This is a genomic window from Pseudomonas resinovorans NBRC 106553 (assembly GCF_000412695.1).
Classification (GTDB): Bacteria; Pseudomonadota; Gammaproteobacteria; order Pseudomonadales; family Pseudomonadaceae; genus Metapseudomonas; species Metapseudomonas resinovorans_A.
Genome location: NC_021499.1, coordinates 2,097,868 through 2,115,757, shown reverse-complemented (window position 1 = coordinate 2,115,757; position 17,890 = coordinate 2,097,868). Strand labels below are relative to the sequence as shown.

Annotated in this window: 17 protein-coding genes and 2 other RNA genes; 7 read left to right on the top strand and 12 right to left on the bottom strand. The window is 58.0% G+C overall.

The features are described from left to right. Position 1 precedes the first annotated feature (1 nt). Positions 2–2,200 (bottom strand): DNA polymerase III subunit gamma/tau, encoded by a 2,199-nt coding sequence (gene dnaX / locus PCA10_RS09640; RefSeq protein ID WP_041770187.1) that lies wholly within the window; start codon positions 2,198–2,200, stop codon positions 2–4. A gap of 142 nt (positions 2,201–2,342) precedes the next feature. Between dnaX and PCA10_RS09635 the strand changes: the two genes are divergently transcribed. After that, complete coding sequence (locus PCA10_RS09635; protein ID WP_016491883.1) at positions 2,343–3,071, top strand: substrate-binding periplasmic protein; 729 nt, start codon at positions 2,343–2,345, stop codon at positions 3,069–3,071. Between the two features lie 28 nt (positions 3,072–3,099). On the opposite strand, the gene ffs (PCA10_RS29355) is transcribed toward PCA10_RS09635, so the two are convergent. Beyond that, positions 3,100–3,195: signal recognition particle sRNA small type (gene ffs, locus PCA10_RS29355), an RNA gene on the bottom strand. 146 nt (positions 3,196–3,341) lie between these two features. Between ffs (PCA10_RS29355) and PCA10_RS09630 the strand changes: the two genes are divergently transcribed. The 4 genes from PCA10_RS09630 (at position 3,342) to PCA10_RS09615 (ending at position 7,220) form a co-directional block, all read left to right on the top strand. Then, positions 3,342–4,661 carry a site-specific integrase gene (locus PCA10_RS09630; RefSeq protein ID WP_016491882.1) on the top strand — a complete coding sequence of 440 codons (1,320 nt, stop codon included), beginning with the start codon at positions 3,342–3,344 and terminating at the stop codon, positions 4,659–4,661. Between the two features lie 490 nt (positions 4,662–5,151). Further along, a complete protein-coding gene (locus PCA10_RS30270; RefSeq protein ID WP_016491881.1) occupies positions 5,152–5,916 on the top strand; it encodes a hypothetical protein in 765 nt (254 codons plus the stop codon). 716 nt (positions 5,917–6,632) lie between these two features. Then, entirely contained in the window at positions 6,633–6,857 is a 225-nt protein-coding gene (locus PCA10_RS09620; protein ID WP_016491880.1) for a hypothetical protein, read from the top strand. Between the two features lie 159 nt (positions 6,858–7,016). After that, positions 7,017–7,220, top strand: coding sequence for a hypothetical protein (locus tag PCA10_RS09615; protein ID WP_016491879.1), 204 nt, complete (start codon positions 7,017–7,019; stop codon positions 7,218–7,220). Positions 7,221–7,263: 43 nt separating this feature from the next. Here PCA10_RS09615 and PCA10_RS09610 read toward each other — a convergent pair whose 3' ends face one another. After that, positions 7,264–7,986: a hypothetical protein gene (locus tag PCA10_RS09610; protein ID WP_016491878.1), complete on the bottom strand. Its 723-nt coding sequence runs from the start codon at positions 7,984–7,986 to the stop codon at positions 7,264–7,266. A gap of 345 nt (positions 7,987–8,331) precedes the next feature. On the opposite strand from PCA10_RS09610, the gene PCA10_RS09605 reads away from it, so the two are divergent. Then, positions 8,332–9,039, top strand: a complete 708-nt coding sequence (locus PCA10_RS09605) for a recombinase family protein (RefSeq protein ID WP_016491877.1) — start codon at positions 8,332–8,334, stop codon at positions 9,037–9,039. A gap of 503 nt (positions 9,040–9,542) precedes the next feature. On the opposite strand, the gene PCA10_RS09600 is transcribed toward PCA10_RS09605, so the two are convergent. The 7 genes from PCA10_RS09600 to PCA10_RS09590 all read right to left on the bottom strand — a co-directional run bounded on the left by PCA10_RS09600 (position 9,543) and on the right by PCA10_RS09590 (position 13,920). Next, the gene (locus PCA10_RS09600; protein ID WP_016491876.1) at positions 9,543–9,734 is read right to left on the bottom strand and encodes a hypothetical protein; all 192 of its coding nucleotides are present in this window, start codon (positions 9,732–9,734) and stop codon (positions 9,543–9,545) included. Between the two features lie 90 nt (positions 9,735–9,824). Next, the gene (locus PCA10_RS09595) at positions 9,825–10,235 is read right to left on the bottom strand and encodes a hypothetical protein (protein WP_016491875.1); all 411 of its coding nucleotides are present in this window, start codon (positions 10,233–10,235) and stop codon (positions 9,825–9,827) included. Positions 10,236–10,301: 66 nt separating this feature from the next. Further along, the gene (locus PCA10_RS30265) at positions 10,302–10,607 is read right to left on the bottom strand and encodes a hypothetical protein (RefSeq protein WP_016491874.1); all 306 of its coding nucleotides are present in this window, start codon (positions 10,605–10,607) and stop codon (positions 10,302–10,304) included. Positions 10,608–10,927: 320 nt separating this feature from the next. Next, positions 10,928–11,293: a hypothetical protein gene (locus PCA10_RS29525; RefSeq protein ID WP_016491873.1), complete on the bottom strand. Its 366-nt coding sequence runs from the start codon at positions 11,291–11,293 to the stop codon at positions 10,928–10,930. After that, positions 11,293–11,724, bottom strand: coding sequence for a hypothetical protein (locus tag PCA10_RS29520; RefSeq protein WP_016491872.1), 432 nt, complete (start codon positions 11,722–11,724; stop codon positions 11,293–11,295). Before PCA10_RS29520 ends, PCA10_RS29525 begins: the two co-directional genes overlap by 1 nt. A gap of 360 nt (positions 11,725–12,084) precedes the next feature. Next, an RNA gene (gene ffs, locus PCA10_RS29350) (signal recognition particle sRNA small type) lies at positions 12,085–12,181 on the bottom strand. Between the two features lie 104 nt (positions 12,182–12,285). Then, the gene (locus tag PCA10_RS09590; protein WP_016491871.1) at positions 12,286–13,920 is read right to left on the bottom strand and encodes a methyl-accepting chemotaxis protein; all 1,635 of its coding nucleotides are present in this window, start codon (positions 13,918–13,920) and stop codon (positions 12,286–12,288) included. A 318-nt stretch (positions 13,921–14,238) separates the two neighbouring features. Between PCA10_RS09590 and PCA10_RS09585 the strand changes: the two genes are divergently transcribed. Then, positions 14,239–14,541, top strand: a complete 303-nt coding sequence (locus PCA10_RS09585) for an HU family DNA-binding protein (RefSeq protein ID WP_269451146.1) — start codon at positions 14,239–14,241, stop codon at positions 14,539–14,541. 83 nt (positions 14,542–14,624) lie between these two features. Here PCA10_RS09585 and ligA read toward each other — a convergent pair whose 3' ends face one another. Beyond that, positions 14,625–16,997: an NAD-dependent DNA ligase LigA gene (ligA, locus tag PCA10_RS09580; RefSeq protein WP_016491869.1), complete on the bottom strand. Its 2,373-nt coding sequence runs from the start codon at positions 16,995–16,997 to the stop codon at positions 14,625–14,627. Between the two features lie 67 nt (positions 16,998–17,064). Beyond that, positions 17,065–17,880, bottom strand: coding sequence for a cell division protein ZipA (zipA, locus tag PCA10_RS09575; protein ID WP_016491868.1), 816 nt, complete (start codon positions 17,878–17,880; stop codon positions 17,065–17,067). Between the last annotated feature and the right edge of the window lie 10 nt (positions 17,881–17,890).

Sequence of the window (17,890 nt, the reverse complement as noted above, 5' to 3'; positions counted from 1 at the left end):
CTCAGCGGTCAAGTGGTTCAATGGTATCGGCACGCACCTGGGCGCCGAACTGTTGGATCATTTTCAGCACCAGCGGATCGCTGGCAATGGCTTCTTCCGCCTGGCGCTGACGAGCGGCACGCTTGCGTGCGGCGGCCTGGGCCGGGGTTTCCTGCTCGGGGCGGCGCACCTCGACTTCGAGCTTGAGGGGGCGGCCGTGGTACTGGTTCAGCGCATCGTTCAGGCGGCGCTGCTGGGTGGCGTTGTACAGCGCGCTCTGCGCCGGGTCCAGGTGCAGGCGCCAGACATCGCCCTCCACCGCCACCAGGCTGCAGTTTGCGCCGATATTGCCGGTCATGCCCGACAACCCCAGGCGCGGGAACAGGTCCAGCCACTCGGCCGCGAGCCCCGTGGCCGGCTGGGAGGCAGGCAGCACTTCCGGCGCGGCGCTGGCTTCTTCCGCCGGGGCGAAATCATCCAAGTAGGCGATGCTGTCGGCACCAGCTTCGTAGTAGTCGTCGTAATCACCGGGCGGCGGCTCGTCGTCGGCATCGTCGCTGGCCACGGCCACTTCGGGTTGAACTTGTGCGACCGGCTCGGCCGCCACAGGTACGAGCGCGACCTCCGCAATGGTCTCTGCGGCGGGTACGGGCTCGGGCTGCGGGTCGGCGACAGGGGCGGCGGCAAGCGGAGCGGCTGGCTCCTCCCACGGCAGGTCGATCGCCTCGGCCGGGGCTTCGACGGCCACGACCGGCACGTCCACCGCAGCTTGCGGAACCGGCTCGACGACTACCTCGGCAACCGCTTCGACAGCAGGCTCAGTCGCGGCAACCACCTCGGCCACGGGCGCGATGGCGGCAACCGGCGCGGCTTGCTCGACGGCGGCCTCGCTCGGCTCGACGACCACAGGTGCGGGCGCTGTCGCTTCGACCACCGGAGCCGGAGCCGGAGCCGGAGCCGTGACAGGCTGGCTGACGGCGGGCGCTGGGGCAATCACAGGTGCGGGTGCCGGTTGCGACGGAGCAACGGCAACCGGGGCCGACGGGGCGGCTCCGGCCACTTGACTGGTCCGGGGATCAACCGTGGCCTGGCTGATCCCCGGGTCCTTTAGCTGGACCTTTGGCGTGCCATCGGCATCCGCCGGACGGAACGCCAGCATGCGCAACAGCACCATCTCGAAGCCGCTACGGGGGTCCGGCGCCAGGGGCAGGTCACGGCGGCCGATCAAGCCCATCTGGTAGTAGAACTGCACGTCTTCGGCAGGCAGCGCCTGGGCCACCGCCATCACGCGGTCGCGGTCACCCTGGCCATTGTCGACGGCATCCGGCAGCACCTGGGCGATGGCCACGCGGTGCAGCACATTGAGCATTTCCGAGAGCACGCCGATCCAGTCGGGGCCCTGTTCGGCCAGCTGGCGCACGGCTTCCAGCAGCGCGCGGGCGTCGCCCTGCAGCAGGGCATGGAGCACGCCGTAGACCTGGCCGTGATCGAGGGTACCGAGCATGGCGCGCACGTCGGCAGCCAGTACCTTGCCTTCACCGAAGGCGATCGCCTGGTCGGTGAGGCTCATGGCATCGCGCATGGAACCGTCGGCGGCGCGACCCAGCAGCCACAGCGCATCGGACTCGAACGGCACGTTCTCGGCGCCGAGCACGTGGGTCAGGTGCTCCACCACCCGCTCCGGCGGCATGTTCTTCAGGGAGAACTGCAGGCAACGGGAGAGGATGGTGACGGGCAGCTTCTGCGGGTCGGTGGTGGCCAGCAGGAACTTGACGTGGGGCGGCGGCTCTTCGAGGGTCTTCAGCAAGGCGTTGAACGAGTGCGTGGAGAGCATGTGCACTTCGTCGATCAGGTAGACCTTGTAGCGACCGCGGCTGGGGGCGTACTGCACGTTGTCGAGCAGTTCGCGGGTGTCTTCCACCTTGGTGCGGCTGGCGGCGTCCACTTCGATCAGGTCGACGAAGCGACCCTCATCGATCTCCCGGCAGACCGAGCACTGGCCGCAGGGCGTGGAACTGATGCCGGTCTCGCAGTTCAGGCACTTGGCGAGAATTCGCGCGATGGTGGTCTTGCCCACGCCACGGGTACCGGTGAACAGGTAGGCGTGGTGCAGGCGCTGGTTGTCCAGGGCATTGATCAAGGCCTTCAGCACATGGGTCTGGCCGACCATTTCGCGGAACGAGCGCGGGCGCCATTTGCGTGCAAGAACCTGATAACTCATTGAAATCCATCGCGTCTGAAAAGCAGAAGGGGCTAATGCTAGCGGAGCGTTGGACAAATTGCATCCGATGCGAACGGTGCCCTGTTCAATCCGCCCGGCAACGGGCATTGTTGAGCACCGCCCACCCAGACAAGGGAGCCCGATGCGCTCATTTGTCCTCGCCCTGCTCCTGTGCTGGAGCGCCGTCGGCAGCGCCGCGCCGGCCAAGCTGCGCTTCTCGGCCGTGGACAGCTGGGCCATGCCGCTGGCCGAGTTCCGGGAGAACCGACTGGTGGGCGGCATCCTCCACGACCTGATCCTGCGCCTGGCCGAACACCTCGACATGCCGGCGCAGATCCAGGTGCTCCCACGCAACCGCGTGGAACTGGCACTGATACAAGGCGAAATCGACGTTCGCTGCTACATCAGCCCGAAATGGGTCGCCAACAGCAACGAATACCTCTGGAGCCTGCCGTTCATCTATCAGCGCGACCTGATAGTCGCCCGCCAGGGCAGCCAGCCACTGGCCAGCCCGGACGTCCTCGCCGGAGAAAGCATCGGCACCGTGCTGGGCTACACCTACCCGCGCCTGCAACGCTTGTTCGACCGAGGCGCCCTGCAGCGCGACGAAGCCCGCACCCAGGAACTGGTGTTGCAGAAACTGCTGGCCGGGCGCTACCGCTACGCCTTGAGCAACGAACTGGCCCTGGGCTGGTTCAACCGCGACCTGCCGGATGCGGACCATCTGGTGGACGTGGGCACACTGGAGGAGGAACCGATCGGCTGCCTGGTGCGCAATGACCCGGCCGTGCCCGCGCAGCGCATATTGCGCACACTGGTACAGATGAAGGAATCGGGGGAGATCGAGGAGATTCTGGCGCGTTACCGCTGAGACGGGTAACGGGAGAGATTGGAGGTGACCCCACCAGCCACACCCCGGCACACGATTTCACCGCTGCGGCTGCTCCCTTCCGGGCCTGACCGGGTTGGCAGGCAAGCCTGCTCGCTGATCGTTTAAATCCTTATGGTACGGGGCTTTCAGGCTGATACGGGCGTCATTTCAATAGCCATTTCTGGCTCAATTTCGAACTTGATAGGCCGTCAAAAGTCTGGGGTGTGACTAGCCGTGTTCCACTCTGCTGTACCACTCTGGTGTACCACTTTGTCCTACATCACTCGACGCGGAGCCGCGTACTACCTGAACTTGCGGCTACCTAAGCACCTCTACCCCGACCGCACCACTCTCCGCTTAAGTCTCGGTGTCAGGGACCGTCAAACCGCCGTAATCATCGCATCTGAGCTTGCCCGTCGAGTACACGAGCACATCAGTAGCCACCCCCTAACTGAACCTCGCAAGCTGCTGGCCTTGTGTGCAGAGTGGCGAACCAGCACACCAGTTCCGACGATCACAGCCAGCCCGGCAAAGACTTCGACCAAGCGCGTCAGCAAAGCAACGGACGGCCCAACACTGGCCAGTCTGGCGAAGCTGTATATAGAGGAAGGCAAGCGGAGCAGTGTTTGGCGAACCGTCAGCACGCTCGACGTGGAACGCGCCCTACGCGATTTCTTCGAGTTGATGGGCGATATGCCTGCCTTGTCGTTTGGTATGGAGCAATCCCGAATCCTCAAGGAACGACTGGCAAGGTGCCCGCAGTATTTTGCCCAACGCCCCGAGTTCAAAGGCATGACACTGCGGCAGGTGGTCGACTCGACGATGACCTACCAGACCATCACCGCCGTAACGATCAATAACCGGCTACGGAAGCTGACGGCCTTCTTTAATTGGTGCAAGGCCAACGGCTACATCGAACAGAATCCGCTGACTGGAATGAAGGTCATGGCTGGCGCTGCAAAGGATGCTCGCCTCTCATTCGAACCCAGCGAGCTACGAACCCTGCTCAACCGTGAAACGCTTGCCAACGTGGCCCGCAAACATCCGTGGCGATACTGGCTGCCCCTCCTAGCCCGATTCACTGGTGCTCGACTAGAAGAGCTTTGCCAGTTGCACGTCGATGACGTCACTACCGTGCAAGGCATTCCGTGCATCCGCTTTGACGACAGCCGCAAAGGTCAGCAACTCAAGAACCAGAGCAGTCGCCGAATACTGCCCATACACCATGAGCTACTGAGTCTCGGACTGCTGGAGCATGTGGAGGCCGTCAGAGCTGCTGACCACTCCCGCCTGTTTCCCGATCTGGAAGCGACTCGCGACAAGTATGGCCATGCTCCCAGCAAGTGGTTCGGTCGATACAAGGTCAAGCTCGGTATCAACGATCCGCGAAAGGCATTCCACAGCTTCCGGCACACTTTCATTGACGACCTGCGGGAAGCTGGCGTGCAAGACTCACTGGTAAAACGAATGGTTGGCCACGAGGACGGTTCGGTGACGTTCGGTGTATACGGGAGCCGACTACCGCTGAAGGCGATGCTCGATGCCATCACGTCAATCCAATGCCTCGAACCTTCATCCCCTCAGAATTGACGTATACGCGACGATCGTACCCCGACCCTACAGGATGACCTACAAGAAGCCGAAGCGCCTCGTAAACGCAGCGTAGGAGGTTTTGACGGGGGTATGTTGAATTGTACAAAAATGACACCACGCAACAGGCCTCTGAACAGCCGACTAACAATTAATTTAAAATTGTACAAACACAGATCATCGGAGCCGAACCCCAGATACTGCAGTGGTTACAGTGGGAGTTGTTAAGCCAACCCGCTCCTCTCCCCTGTTTTCTAAATTATCTAAAACTTGGCAGCTCGAAATCATTACAGCAGTTGCAACCATCAACGCACTCAAATATAATCGCCAACCTGCCCAGCAGACACTCTCAGAACGAAAACCTCCACGCGACCATTGCCGAAAAGCAATGCCTTGCACGGAGGTTTTTTCGTTTCTGGGTTTTGCAAATCGGCAGCACCAACCTACATAGGAAATCGCCTATGAATTGAAACTCAATAAGGAAACTAAAATGAATCATAGCGTCAACAGTACCACCCAACATACTACCGCCTTCGATCTCTCTGACATCCATCTTGCTCTTCTGGAAAAGCGAGCAATTGTTGTAGATGGCAGCGTCGTCAATAGAAAAACCGGTGAAATTATAGGTGAGTATATTCACTCTCAGTACGATCCGGAACCGTACGACTACCACACTCCCACCACGCCGAAAGAGCTTTTCCTTGAGATTGAGACAAGACGCTTCTTTTCAATCGATGGGATTTCTGAACTCGCACCCCAAGACCAAGACCAAGACCAGCAAGTCAAACTCAATACAGAGGAATCCACATCAAAGAATATTATTCAGTTTCCCAAATCGAAAAGAGGGCGCCCTGCGAAGACTGTAGAGAACCCACTGGCCCAAGTCATGCAAATTGCAGCGACAAACAAGCCATCTTGGCTTGATGATTTTATTGTTGGAGGAATCCATACAGGGCCCGGCGTTATAAATGGACGTTACAGTGTATCCCCTGCCGATGTAATACGGGTCTTGTGCATGTCTGCCATTTCAGTTCAAGGCGTCATGCAATCGATTCTAAACCACGACTTCGAACCCATGAGTGCAAGGCAGGCCCAACGTCTCGTGAAGGCAGCAAGCGTTGCATTAGGTGGAATTACCCTCTACCTCGACCGTCATCCGGCTACGCTGGTGCAATTGGAGCAAGAAATTGGCATATGCGGATTCGATGATGTGTATGAATTCTGCGACGATACACCGGAATTCTTGATAGCTTGAATTAACGACAGATATAGAAGGGGACATCCGACAAAGGTTGTCCTCGCTGTCAACTGTAAAACTATTTAACGACAGATATAGAAAGCATCTGATCATGCGGTCATGACTGAAGCGAAGCGAGATCCGCATGGGTGGTACATCTCTCTTTGAAATCCCAAATACTATAAATGTATCGAATTAAATGACCTTCCGTCATCCGATTTGATACGCACTACACAGAGTATTAACTCGCCCTAGCAGGGCCATCCTCCCGACCCGCGAGGGCGCCCGAGGGCGGGGGCGAAGAGCCCCTCGGTTACCCCCTAGTAAATGTAAACGCCTCATTCGTAGTGCATGGTCGCCCGACCATGAATTACAAATATAAGGGCTCTGTGGGCCGGGGATTGGTACATTTGTACCCCGGCTCGCCTTCTGATAAATGCTCTATGGGAGTGTATCCTTCAACGCATGATGGCAGCATCATGGACTTGATACGTGACCCAATGCACGCATAGAGACGGACAAACATATGCAGCACCTCGCTTCGCTCAAGCATGGCTGCATAGGTCGCATCCTCTGATCTACAAGCTGAACCCATTCTGAATGCATTCACTTAACCCTGCATGTAGAGCGCAATTATCGCTGACCTCTCTACACGTTCATATAGCGCTGGCCAGAGCCATTCCCTTCCATTCAGGGTTAAGTCATAATCCCCAAACCCGTAGGGAGGGGAATCCATGAGCTTTAACATAAATAGTCGTAAAGGTTGGTTCAGACTGTGGGTGTTGGCTTCGTTGATCTACCTGTTCGGTTTGTTCGTCTACATCGAAAATGTGATGTGGGGTGGCGGAAAGGATGACGCTTTCATCCTCTGGGGGATCATCGGTGTGGCTGGAATGCAAGTGGTGGGATGGTTGGTTGTGTGGGTTATTCGCGGATTCCGACAGCCTGTTAAGCAATAAGAAAAGCCCCGACCAAGTGTCGGGGCTTTTCATTCTCTGGAAAACGGCGTGCCAAAAGTGGAATTTTATAGATTTCCAAGATGACACTTACGTCAACGTTTGAACCGTCAACTTAATTGTGTTGACGTAAGCAGGCCCAACCACACTGGAGACAGCCCCATGAAAGCCTATTACCCCATTGCAGAGTCCATTGCAGAAGGCACTTTCCCGGATTGCATCAATGCATCCCACAAGGATTTCAAGCTACTCAAAGAAATGTATGAAGGCGGTTATGTTGCCGCTGTAGACGCCTCAGATGACGATGGCGGCGAGTTTATGGAGATACGCTTGCTCCCAGCAGGCAGGAAGCTTCTGGATTATTGATAGTGTAAAAGCAAGCCCCTGCGAATACCGGGGCTTTTTGTTATTAGTCTTTTAGACTTTTATCAAATTTATGCAAGTATTCCCTTGCTCCACGATAACCATGGAGGATTCTTTTTAGGTTCCATTTGTAGTCGATGGTTTTTATCGGGTCTGGCTGTTCATCTTGCCAAGTCATGAATTCGTAAATGACGTATACAGAATTATGCTCCAATGCTTCATCGCCATATTTACCTTTTTCAAAGTAAGTAGGTAAATTGGATACTAAAAACATCTCATTTTCTGGGTCGAACAAGTTTCTGAACTGCCCCCGCCAATGTTCACGCTCGCTTTCGTACATCGCCTTGAAGCCAGCGGTTTTAATGTTATTCGCCATTGATTCGGCTGTCAGAATGAGTCGCGCGCACTCTAGCCATAGCAATCGGCTTCTCAGGGGAAAGCTTCGATTTGGATTCGGCCTAACCTTGCTAAAGGCCCGCTCCAAACAAACAACGGCTTGCTTTACGTAGCTCTCGTCATCACGAAGCTGCCACTCCTTCCGCATAGCTTGGTTTTGCTGAATCACGTTCAACATCAAGCCGCCGAAGCTAAGGGCTGCAAGGATCGTTGCGAGTGTTCCGCCGATGTAGTCGCCAAACTGGCCCCAGTGGGCGGGGTCGTCGCTCCACAGGTGATTGTGAAAGTTCCCAATCCACGGTAGGGCAGTTACAAGAGTGGCAAGCACAAGGACGCCAAGTCCCGCCCATATCCAAGTACGTTTGCTTTCCATTCCATCAATCCTTAACAAGCGGATAACAGGGCGCCTATTCCCTGAGAACGTGGCTGATGGTAGCCCGTGGCCTGCATGGAATCACAGTGTTTCCAAGCCCTGTACATATGGATTGCCCAGCCAACGCACTTTTCTACGCCTGATTTTCAGAACAGCTCCCATAAGTACAAATGGATTCAGATTCTCAGAAAACAGTGTTGCTCAAAATTTAACCAGCCGTAGGCGGCCTGCATGACAGCGGCAGAAGCGGGGAAGTTGGTTACTTTTCAATCATTACGCATTGCTGATGGTCGTCAGCATATTGTAAAATTAGCCCTAAGCCATGTTGTAAAGGGAGTTACCGTAATGAACGTTGTTGCCTACTACCGCGTATCCACTCGCTCGCAAGGTGAATCCGGGCTGGGTCTGGAAGCCCAACAGGATTACATCCGCTTTGCTGCTGGCCAGCAGGGATGGAACGTGGTGGCGGAATACACCGACAGCGGGGTATCTGGTTCCGTGCATCCATTGGACCGCCCAGAAGCTTCCAAGGCGTTTACACATGGCCTGCCTGTGGTCGTGGCCAAGCTCGACAGACTTTCGCGTGACGTTGAACACATCGCCGGTTTGATGAAGCGCAGCAAGTTCATGGTTGCCACCATGCCCAAAGCGGACACGATGCAACTCCATCTGTACGCAATGCTGGCGGAACAAGAACGTACGTTCATTAGTCAGCGTACAAAGGATGGGTTAGCCAGCCTCCAACAACGGGCCGATAAAGGCGACGAAGCCGCACAGGCCAAGATTGCCAATCGGGACAATGGTAGGAAGGCCGCTAACGTCGCACAGTCCTATAAGGCTGCCCAAGCTGCTAACCGTGCCAAGGCTGATAACAAGGCATTGGCGTATGACAGCCACATCAAGGCGGCAATGTTCGAAGGTGTGAAAACGCTATCTGCCTTGGCTGGCTGGATGAATGCCAAGGCGATTGCTAGTCCGCGTGGCGAGGTAGGGAAGTGGCAAGCTGTTCAGGTTCAGCGCCTGCTGTCCCGCTTGGAAATCAAGTTTCCGTAAGCGTCAGACGCCTCAACGTCTGGATATTTCCATAAAAGGGCAGCTTGAGTAGACCCCCTGTGCGATGTGTTGAGAGCCTACGAGAGAGCGCAGTCATTTTGGAAAAGGCTGGTGATACTTTGCCGGGCTGAAATTCTCCCGCCAGAAAAGGGGGCAAAAATTTTGGCGGGAAATTGGTTTTTTCGATTTTGAAAAAGGGGCGTGGGAAAAATTCCCCCGCTTGTCACCTGCACTCCCGAACGTATACAGCCGGCCTATGCTGGAGTTGTCCCAGAAGAGGACGAATGACCACTCGATTAAGGTCGTCACGGGGAATTCATCCTCCCCTGAAATGAATGCTCGCAAACCGTGACGGCCTCTTTTTCTGCCGTTTATCACTGCCACGCTTGCTCAGGCGCACAGGGCGTAGTCTGAAAGTATCCCACCAAGAGGACTGAAAGCCATCGCACGCCCCCTCCCCATCGGGCACATGGAACGCGGTGGCTTTCCTGTTTGGGCGAATGCTAGGGGAGCGTCATCGCCAGATACAGGGTGAAACACCCCGCAGCGGCAACCGTTGCAAGCACAAGACCATTCACCAGCTTCACGGTTCTTTCTTCATCTGAATTGCCGGTGTAGCTAACCGCAGCAATCAACCCCATGTGCATCAACCAGATGGCGGCAGCTATCCCAGCCAGTACGTATTCCCTTTCCACGACTCACCACGCTCCTTGTTTTCGGCAAGCGTAGATTATTGGTCGAGACACGGGGGCGGGGGACAGGATTTTCCAACTTGGAAACTGGGCTTATGACTGTATAACCTGAGCTACGGCAGTCCCTACAGCTACAACAATTGCGATGGTAGAAAGCCATGTGGAGATTTTGAACTTACTGTCTTCTTCTTGCATACCAGCAAGCACCGACGCAAGAAGTGGGAAATTGACGCATTTTTGGTCGTTCCCAGCCTGTAACAAGAAGAACGCTACTCTGGAGTCATCGTCTCGGCGGTAGCCGTACTTTTGCTCCATGTGGTAGTAGAGACGCCCGAAGATTATGTCCCCATCAGTATCGAGTTCGTCGGCAATCATCTGGCAGTCAATTGGCACGAAGATTTTCGTTTTTCTTCCGTTCTCTACTTCCGTGGAAAAGTTTTTATATTCTTCGTAATACAGCTTGTAAATTTTACTCAGAATTTTGATATCGGAAGGGGCTTTCATGCTGCGGCATCCTGCGTGCTGATTCACTTCTGGCGTTTGAGCTTTTCCAATTTGGAAGCGTCCACGTCAACTGAACGCCATCAAGATTTTTTGGAGCGGTTGCAGCCATTCCTCCCGGAAGAAGTACAGAAAGGCAATGCCACCAATTAGCAGGATGAGCGTCAATCGAGCCTGAAGGGCATCTTCTTTTGCCGCAGCCACCTTATCTACCTTGGAATGGTTGGGCACTTCGCCCCACGCCTCCTTGCCCGAACTAGTCCAAGCACCTAACGGTGTAGTCCCTCTGCCGTAGACGGGGGCTCCACAGTTCGGGCAGGAAGTCGCAAGCGAGCTGATTTCGCGCTTGCAGTCGCCGCATTCAATCAACGCCATTTCGCTCCCTCGATGGTGGTGTGATCTCAGTGTGCCAGCCAACCACAGAGGGCAGCAACAGCGAACACAAGGAAAGCAGTGCAGCAGCGGCCCCATGGCAGAGTCACAGAGCGCGAGGATTTACGTACAACGGCTACGTAAAACTGTAAAAAAAGCCCCGGAACTCGTTGAGTTACGGAGCTTTTCTATATATAGCGAGAGGATATGAATTTGAATCTTTATTTAAAATTACCAGCCCTGCACAAATTCTTGCAACTCAGGAAATTATAAAGAACAACAAATCCAAACTTTTACTACCACCTCTATTATTCCTACGTCAATCAGAGGTCTGAGTCAATGATATCGCTTAGCACCTCATCCATTCCGTAAGCCTTCTCTTTCAGAATTGAATAAAGTTCTCTAAAAGAATCAATAGCCTCTTTATCTGCCAAATCCCTTGTATTGTAACTAACTCTTTTCGTAAACCTATCCCATTCATCCTCATCAAGTACCGCAATATGATTTAGGTCTTGATCTCCCGGATAAAAATGCAAGTAGTACGCACCACCATTACCGATAAGCATAGACCACTTATGCTTGCCATCGTATATAAAAAAATACTCCGAATCAGTATAACCACCAACAACATCGGTTATGCGACTAGAATTAGAAATCATCACATTAATAGCTTGAATGATTTTACTCATCAACTTTTCCCTACCAAGCTGTCGATGTTAGCTGCGTTAACATTTCGCAGCCTTTCCCTTAATTCGCTCACTACGCGTCTTTTGTATGCATCTGTGCTGAATTTCGGGCCCGCGCCAAATTTTTCCATCTTGTTAACCACAGACGAAAGATGCTGCTCTAATCGTTCATTCCCGCTTATTTGGCCGATTATGTCATGCATAATGCTTTCAATTTCTGATTTTTGATCTGAATCAGAAGGATTCAAATCATTCAACTTCTCCAGCTTCTCTTTTATCTCTGAAAGAGAAAGTTGATAGGTATAGTTGAGAAGCAAAGAAAAAACAGAAGAAACCTGCTCACGCTTTGCAACAAAAAGATAAACAGCAACACCGGAAGCTGCAATCGTAAATAAATCTGAGAAAAATGACACCACGGAGATCAATTTATCCAATTCAACCAGTCCTTTGCCATTTCATTTCCTTTAACGGCATACCATCGCCTCGTCACCTATTTTTTAATCGCTATCCCGCGTATTGATTTGGCAAGCATGATCGCACCCAACGCCATTAGTTGGCCACTATACAACGAATAGGTCGAATACCAAATTCTCAAATGAATAAGATGAGGACGACAGCAAGCCGTAGAGCCAACGAGAAGGAGGCGTTACAGAAGAGATGCTTGGAGGGAAAGGAATCAGTCGACTAGAATGCCCAGCACAGTGCACCACTTAGGTGTACCTAAACGCTGTTCCACTCTTCGATTTTTGGCGAGAAAAGTCCTTTAGAATTAAGGACTTAGGAATTGGAGGTGACCCCACCAGCCACACCCCGGCACACGATTTCACCGCTGCGGCTGCTCCCTTCCGGGCCTGACCGGGTTCACGGCTGATCGTTGCGGGGGGACCGGCAGGGCCACCATCACGCAGCTCGCCAGATCGGCGAGCCGCGCCATTGTACCGGCTCTTCGCCAACTTACAACCGGTAAAACCGGTTTCCTTACAAGCACTTGCGAATCAGACCCGGAAGCGTCCCACCAACTGGGCCAGGCCACTGGACAGCTCGGACAGGTGCTGGCTGGCCTGGGTGCTCTGCTCGGAGGTCTGCGCCGCCTCGTTGGAGAGATCGCGGATATCGGTGATATTGCGGGCGATCTCCTCGGTCACGCTGCTCTGCTCCTCGCAGGCGGTGGCGATCTGCGCGGCCATGTCGTTGATCCGCTGTACCGAGTCGCCGGTATCGGACAACGCCTGGTCGACGCCCGCCGCCCGCTCCACGCTGTCCCGCGCCTTCAGGCTGCCCGAGCGCATGGCCTGCACGGCATCCTGCACGCCGACCTGCAGGCGCTCGATCATCAGCTGGATGTCCTTGGTGGAATCCTGGGTTCGCGCCGCCAGGGCACGGACCTCGTCGGCCACCACGGCAAAACCGCGACCCTGCTCGCCCGCCCGCGCCGCCTCGATGGCAGCGTTCAGCGCCAGCAGGTTGGTCTGGTCGGCAATCCCCTTGATTACCGCCAGCACGGCGCCGATGTTGGCGGTTTCCTGCTCCAGGGTGCCGATGGTGGCGGACGCGCTGTCCACTTCCACCGCCAGCTGGCGAATGGCGGCGATGGTCGCACCCACTACCTGGGCGCCCTCGCGGGACTGTTCCTCGGCGAAGCGCGCCGCATCCGCCGCGCTCTGGGCATTGCGCGCCACCTCGTGCACGGCCGCGCTCATTTCGGTGGCGGCGGTGCTCACCTGATCCACCGCGGCGTGTTCGCTGCTGATCAAGCGGTCGTTGGCGGCAGCCAGGCCGGCCAGGCTGCGCGCCGAATCGGCTACCTCACCCGTCACCCGGCTGACTTCGCGGATCAACGGTTGCAGCTTGTCGAGGAAGCGGTTGAAGGCGTGGCTGAGCTTGCCCAGCTCATCCCGCGACAGGACTTCCAGGCGCACCCGCAGGTCGCCGTCGCCATCGGCAATCTGCTCGATGCGCTCCAGCAGGCTATGCAGCGGGCGGGTCACCAGGGCCGGGAAGCCGACCACCAGCAGCAGGCACAGCGCCAGGCCGATGCCGATGGCCAGGCCCTGCTGCCAGGCGCGGGCATCGCCAAGGGCGATGGCACCCTGCCCTTCTGCGTTGGCGGCCTGGTCTTCGAGCTCGCCGAGCTTGTCGATGGCATCGCGCATGGCCTCGAACTGGCGCTCGCTGCCACCGAAGCTTAGTGCGCTCGCCGCATTGGGGTCCTGGGTGGAGAGCTGCACCACTTGCTGGGACGTAGCCTTCCACTGGGCGAAACCGCGATCGAACTGCGCCACCAACTGCTTCGCCTCCGCGCTGACATCCATGGCGGCGTACTGGTGCACGCGGTCATAGGCCTGCTGCAGGTTTTCCCCATGGCTGTCCTTGAGCGCCTGGGCATGCTCGCCGGCCGCCTCGTCCAGCAGGCTGCGCTCGGCGATGAAGGCCTGGTAGAGGTCGCGATCGGCGTTGAGCAGCAGGCTGATGGCGGGCAGGTAGCGATTGGTGAGCTGCTTGCTGGAGTCGGCGACCTGGGCGATGCCCTGCATGCCGAGGCCACCCACCAGCACCATCAACAGCGCGAGCATCAGGATGGGCAAGGCGATTTTCCAGCGGAAGCCCAGATCGGCGAAGGCACGTAGCATGGCGACTCTCCTTATCGCGTGGCATCACAAGGCCAAGCGTAGTCGTTCGAAGGAATTCAGGGTCGGCGACAACGGTGTGACCGCCAGCCTTGATAGACGACCATTTCTCGCTTCCAGTGACGACCTGTCGTCGGCTGCCACGGCCCGATGGAAGGTTGCGTCAAATCGACGCAAAGATCGCCCTCGCTCACGGGCCACGCAGCCCTTTTGTGCTAGCTTCCCCCGGTCGCCATCGCGGCAAGCCTGCGCCGCACTTCCGGACGCGCCGCTTGTCACATCAGGGCCGGCGCAACCGGCAAGGCCACAAGCCAGACACTCATTGAATGGAGCTACACCACCATGGCACTCACCAAAGACCAGCTGATCTCCGACATCGCCGAAGCTACCGACACCACCAAGGCCGCTGTGCGCGCGGTACTCGAACAGCTCGGCGAGATCGTCAGCGACTCCCTGGAGAACAGCGATGAGATCACTCTGCCGGGCATCGGCAAACTGAAGGTGGGCGACCGCCCCGCTCGCACCGGCCGCAACCCGCAGACCGGCAAGGCCATCGAGATCGCCGCGAAGAAAGTCGTCAAGTTCGTCCCTGCCAAGGCCCTGACCGACGCCGTGAACAAGTAACACCGCAGGACGGGGTCGGAGGCCGACTGGCCACACCCCAATGAAAAAGGCCGGGCATATGCCCGGCCTTTTTCGTTCATGCTTCAGAGCGCCACGCCCAACCCCTTGAGCTCGACGAGAAACGCCTCTTCGTCCAGCACGCGGACGCCCAGCTCATTGGCCTTGGCGAGCTTGGAGCCCGCCCCGGGCCCGGCCACCACGCAGTGGGTACGCGCCGATACCGAACCGGCGACCTTGGCACCGAGCGCCTCCAGCTTCTCCTTGGCGACGTCGCGGCTCATCAGTTCGAGGGTGCCGGTGAGCACCCAGGTCTGCCCGGCCAGGGGCAGCCCTTCAATGGTCTTCTTCTCGCTCTCCCAGTGCATGCCGAATTCACGCAGCTGCGCTTCGATCAGCGCCGCGCGCTGGGCATTGGCCGGGTTGTCGAAGAAATCGCGCAGCGACTTCGCTGCCTTCTCGTTGAGCCGCTCGACCTGGCGCAGGTCGAGCCAGTCGGCCTTGATGATGCCTTCGAGGGTGCCGAACTTCGCCGCCAGCTTCTCGGCGCCGGTGGCGGCGATGAAGGGGATGTTCAGCTTGTCGATGAAACCCGGCAGCGTCGCACAGGCAGCGAACTCGGGGTTGAGGTCTCCCTCCTCCTGCAAGCTCAGGCCTCGGGCCAGCAGGGCTTCGATCACCTGTTGGTTGTGCTCGTCGGCGAAGAAGTTGTGGATCTCCGACGCCACTTCCAGGCCCACGTCAGGCAGGTAGGTCAGCACCTCGGGCAGCGCCTTGCGGATGCGCGCCAGGGAGCCCAGGGCGCGGGCCAGCACCTTGGCGGTCTCCTCGCCCACATCGGGAATGCCCAGGGCATAGATGAAGCGCGCCAGGGTCGGCTTGCTGCTGTCCTTGATGGCGTTGATCAGGTTGCGGGTGGACAGGTCGGCGAAACCCTCCAGCGCCACCACCTGGTCATAGGCCAGGGTGAACAGGTCGGCCGGCGAGGCGACCAGGCCGGTGTCCACCAGTTGCTCGACGATCTTGTCGCCCAGGCCTTCGATGTCCAGGGCACGGCGCGAGGCGAAGTGGATGATCGCCTGCTTCAACTGGGCGGCGCAGGCCAGGCGACCGACGCAACGGTATACCGAACCCTCGCTGGTGGTGGCCTTGCCCTTGCTGCGCTTGACCAGTTGGGTGCGCTCCACCGCCGAGCCGCACACCGGGCACTGCTCGGGGATGTGCACAGGCCGGGCATCGGCCGGGCGACGCTCGGCAACCACTTGCATGACCTGGGGAATCACATCGCCGGCGCGACGGATGATTACCGTGTCGCCGATCATCAGGCCCAGGCGCGCCACTTCATCCATGTTGTGCAGGGTGGCGTTGGCCACGGTCACGCCGGCCACCTTCACCGGCTTGAGCCGCGCCACCGGGGTTACGGCGCCGGTACGGCCGACCTGGAATTCCACGTCCAGCAACTCGGTGAGCTCTTCCTGGGCCGGGAACTTGTGCGCCAACGCCCAGTGCGGGGTGCGCGCGCGGAAGCCCAGCTGCTGCTGGTCTTCGATGTTGTTGACCTTGAACACCACGCCATCGATGTCGTAGGGCAGGTCCATGCGCCGTTCGCCGATATCGCGGTAGTAGGCCAGGCACTGCTCCACGCCCTTGGCCAGCTTCAGCTCGCGGCTAATGGGCACGCCCCAGGCCTTGAGCTGCTGGAGCATGCCCACCTGGGTCGCGGGCAGTTCGCCGCTGACCTGGCCGACGCCATAGCAGCAGAACTCCAGGGGCCGGCTGGCGGTGATCTTCGGGTCCAGCTGGCGCAGGCTGCCGGCGGCGGCGTTGCGCGGGTTGGCAAAGGTCTTGCCGCCGCTTTCGGCCTGGCGCACGTTGAGTTCGTCGAAGCCGGCCTTGGGCATGTAGACCTCGCCGCGCACTTCGAGCAGCTCCGGCCAGCCCTCGCCCTGCAGCTTCAGCGGCACATTGCGGATGGTCCGTACGTTGCTGCTGATGTCTTCGCCGGTACTGCCATCGCCACGGGTGGCGCCGCGCACCAGTTGGCCGTTGCGGTACAGCAGGCTGACCGCCAGGCCATCGAGCTTGGGTTCGCAGCTGTACTCCACCTCGGCGCCGCCGCCAAACAGGTCGCCGGCCGAAAGACCGAGCCCGCCTTGCACGCTGCGGTCGAAGGCGCGCAGGTCCTCTTCCTCGAAGGCGTTGCCCAGGCTGAGCATGGGGACTTCGTGGCGGACCTCGCCAAACTCGCTGAGCGCCTCGCCGCCCACGCGCTGGGTCGGCGACTCCGGCGTCACCAGCTCCGGATGCTCGGCCTCCAGGGCCTGCAGCTCGCGGAACAGGCGGTCGTACTCGGCATCGGGCACGCTGGGCTCGTCCAGCACGTAGTAGCGATGGTTGTGCGCATCCAGCTCGGCACGCAGCGCGTGGATGCGATTGGCGGCGGTTTGGGCATCGGTCATGGTTCAGGCTCTTTCTCTTGAAACAAAAAGAGCAGCCGGGGCTGCTCTTTCGTTGACTGGCACTGGATCAGCGCTTCTGGGTCATGTGCTTGCGTTCGAACTCGACGATACGCTGGCGATAGTGCTCGATGGTCTGGGCGGTCATCACGCTGCGCTGGTCGTCCTTCAGCTCGCCGTTCAGCTCCTGGGACAACTTGCGGGCGGCGGCAACCATCACGTCGAAGGCCTGCTTCGGATGGCGCGGGCCCGGCAGGCCGAGGAAGAAGCTCACGGCGCGGGTGCTGAAATGGTCGATGTCGTCCAGGTCGAAGGTGCCCGGCTTGACGCCGTTGGCCATGGAGAACAGCACTTCGCCGTTGCCGGCCATGCTTTCGTGGCGATGGAAGATGTCCATGGCGCCGAAGCGCAGGCCGCTTTCCAGGATGTTCTGCAGCAGGGCCGGGCCTTTGAAGCCGGCTTCGTCGCGGGCGACCACGTTGATCACCAGGACTTCTTCCACCGGCACTTCCTGGGTCTGCAGCTGCGGCTGGGCCTTGCCGTTCTTCTTGCCTTCGTCAACCGGGTTGAGCAGGGTCGGCACCGGCTCGTCGAGGTTCAGGTCACCCTGGTGCGGCTCGCCGCGACGCTTGCTCGGATCGCGAGCACTCAGCGATGGCAGGTCGGCCTCGTCCAGGGAGGGTTCCTGGTGCGAGCGATCCTTGACCCGTGCCGGGCCAAGCAGATTCGGATCTTCTTCTTCGTCAGGGGCATTGGAGAAACTGCGATCCAGCCTGAACTTGAGTTTCCCCTTGCCGCCACTCATGCGGCGCCAGCCATCGAACAGAATGCCGGCGATTACGATGATGCCAATGACAATCAGCCACTCGCGCAGACCGATATCCATTTAGTCCTGT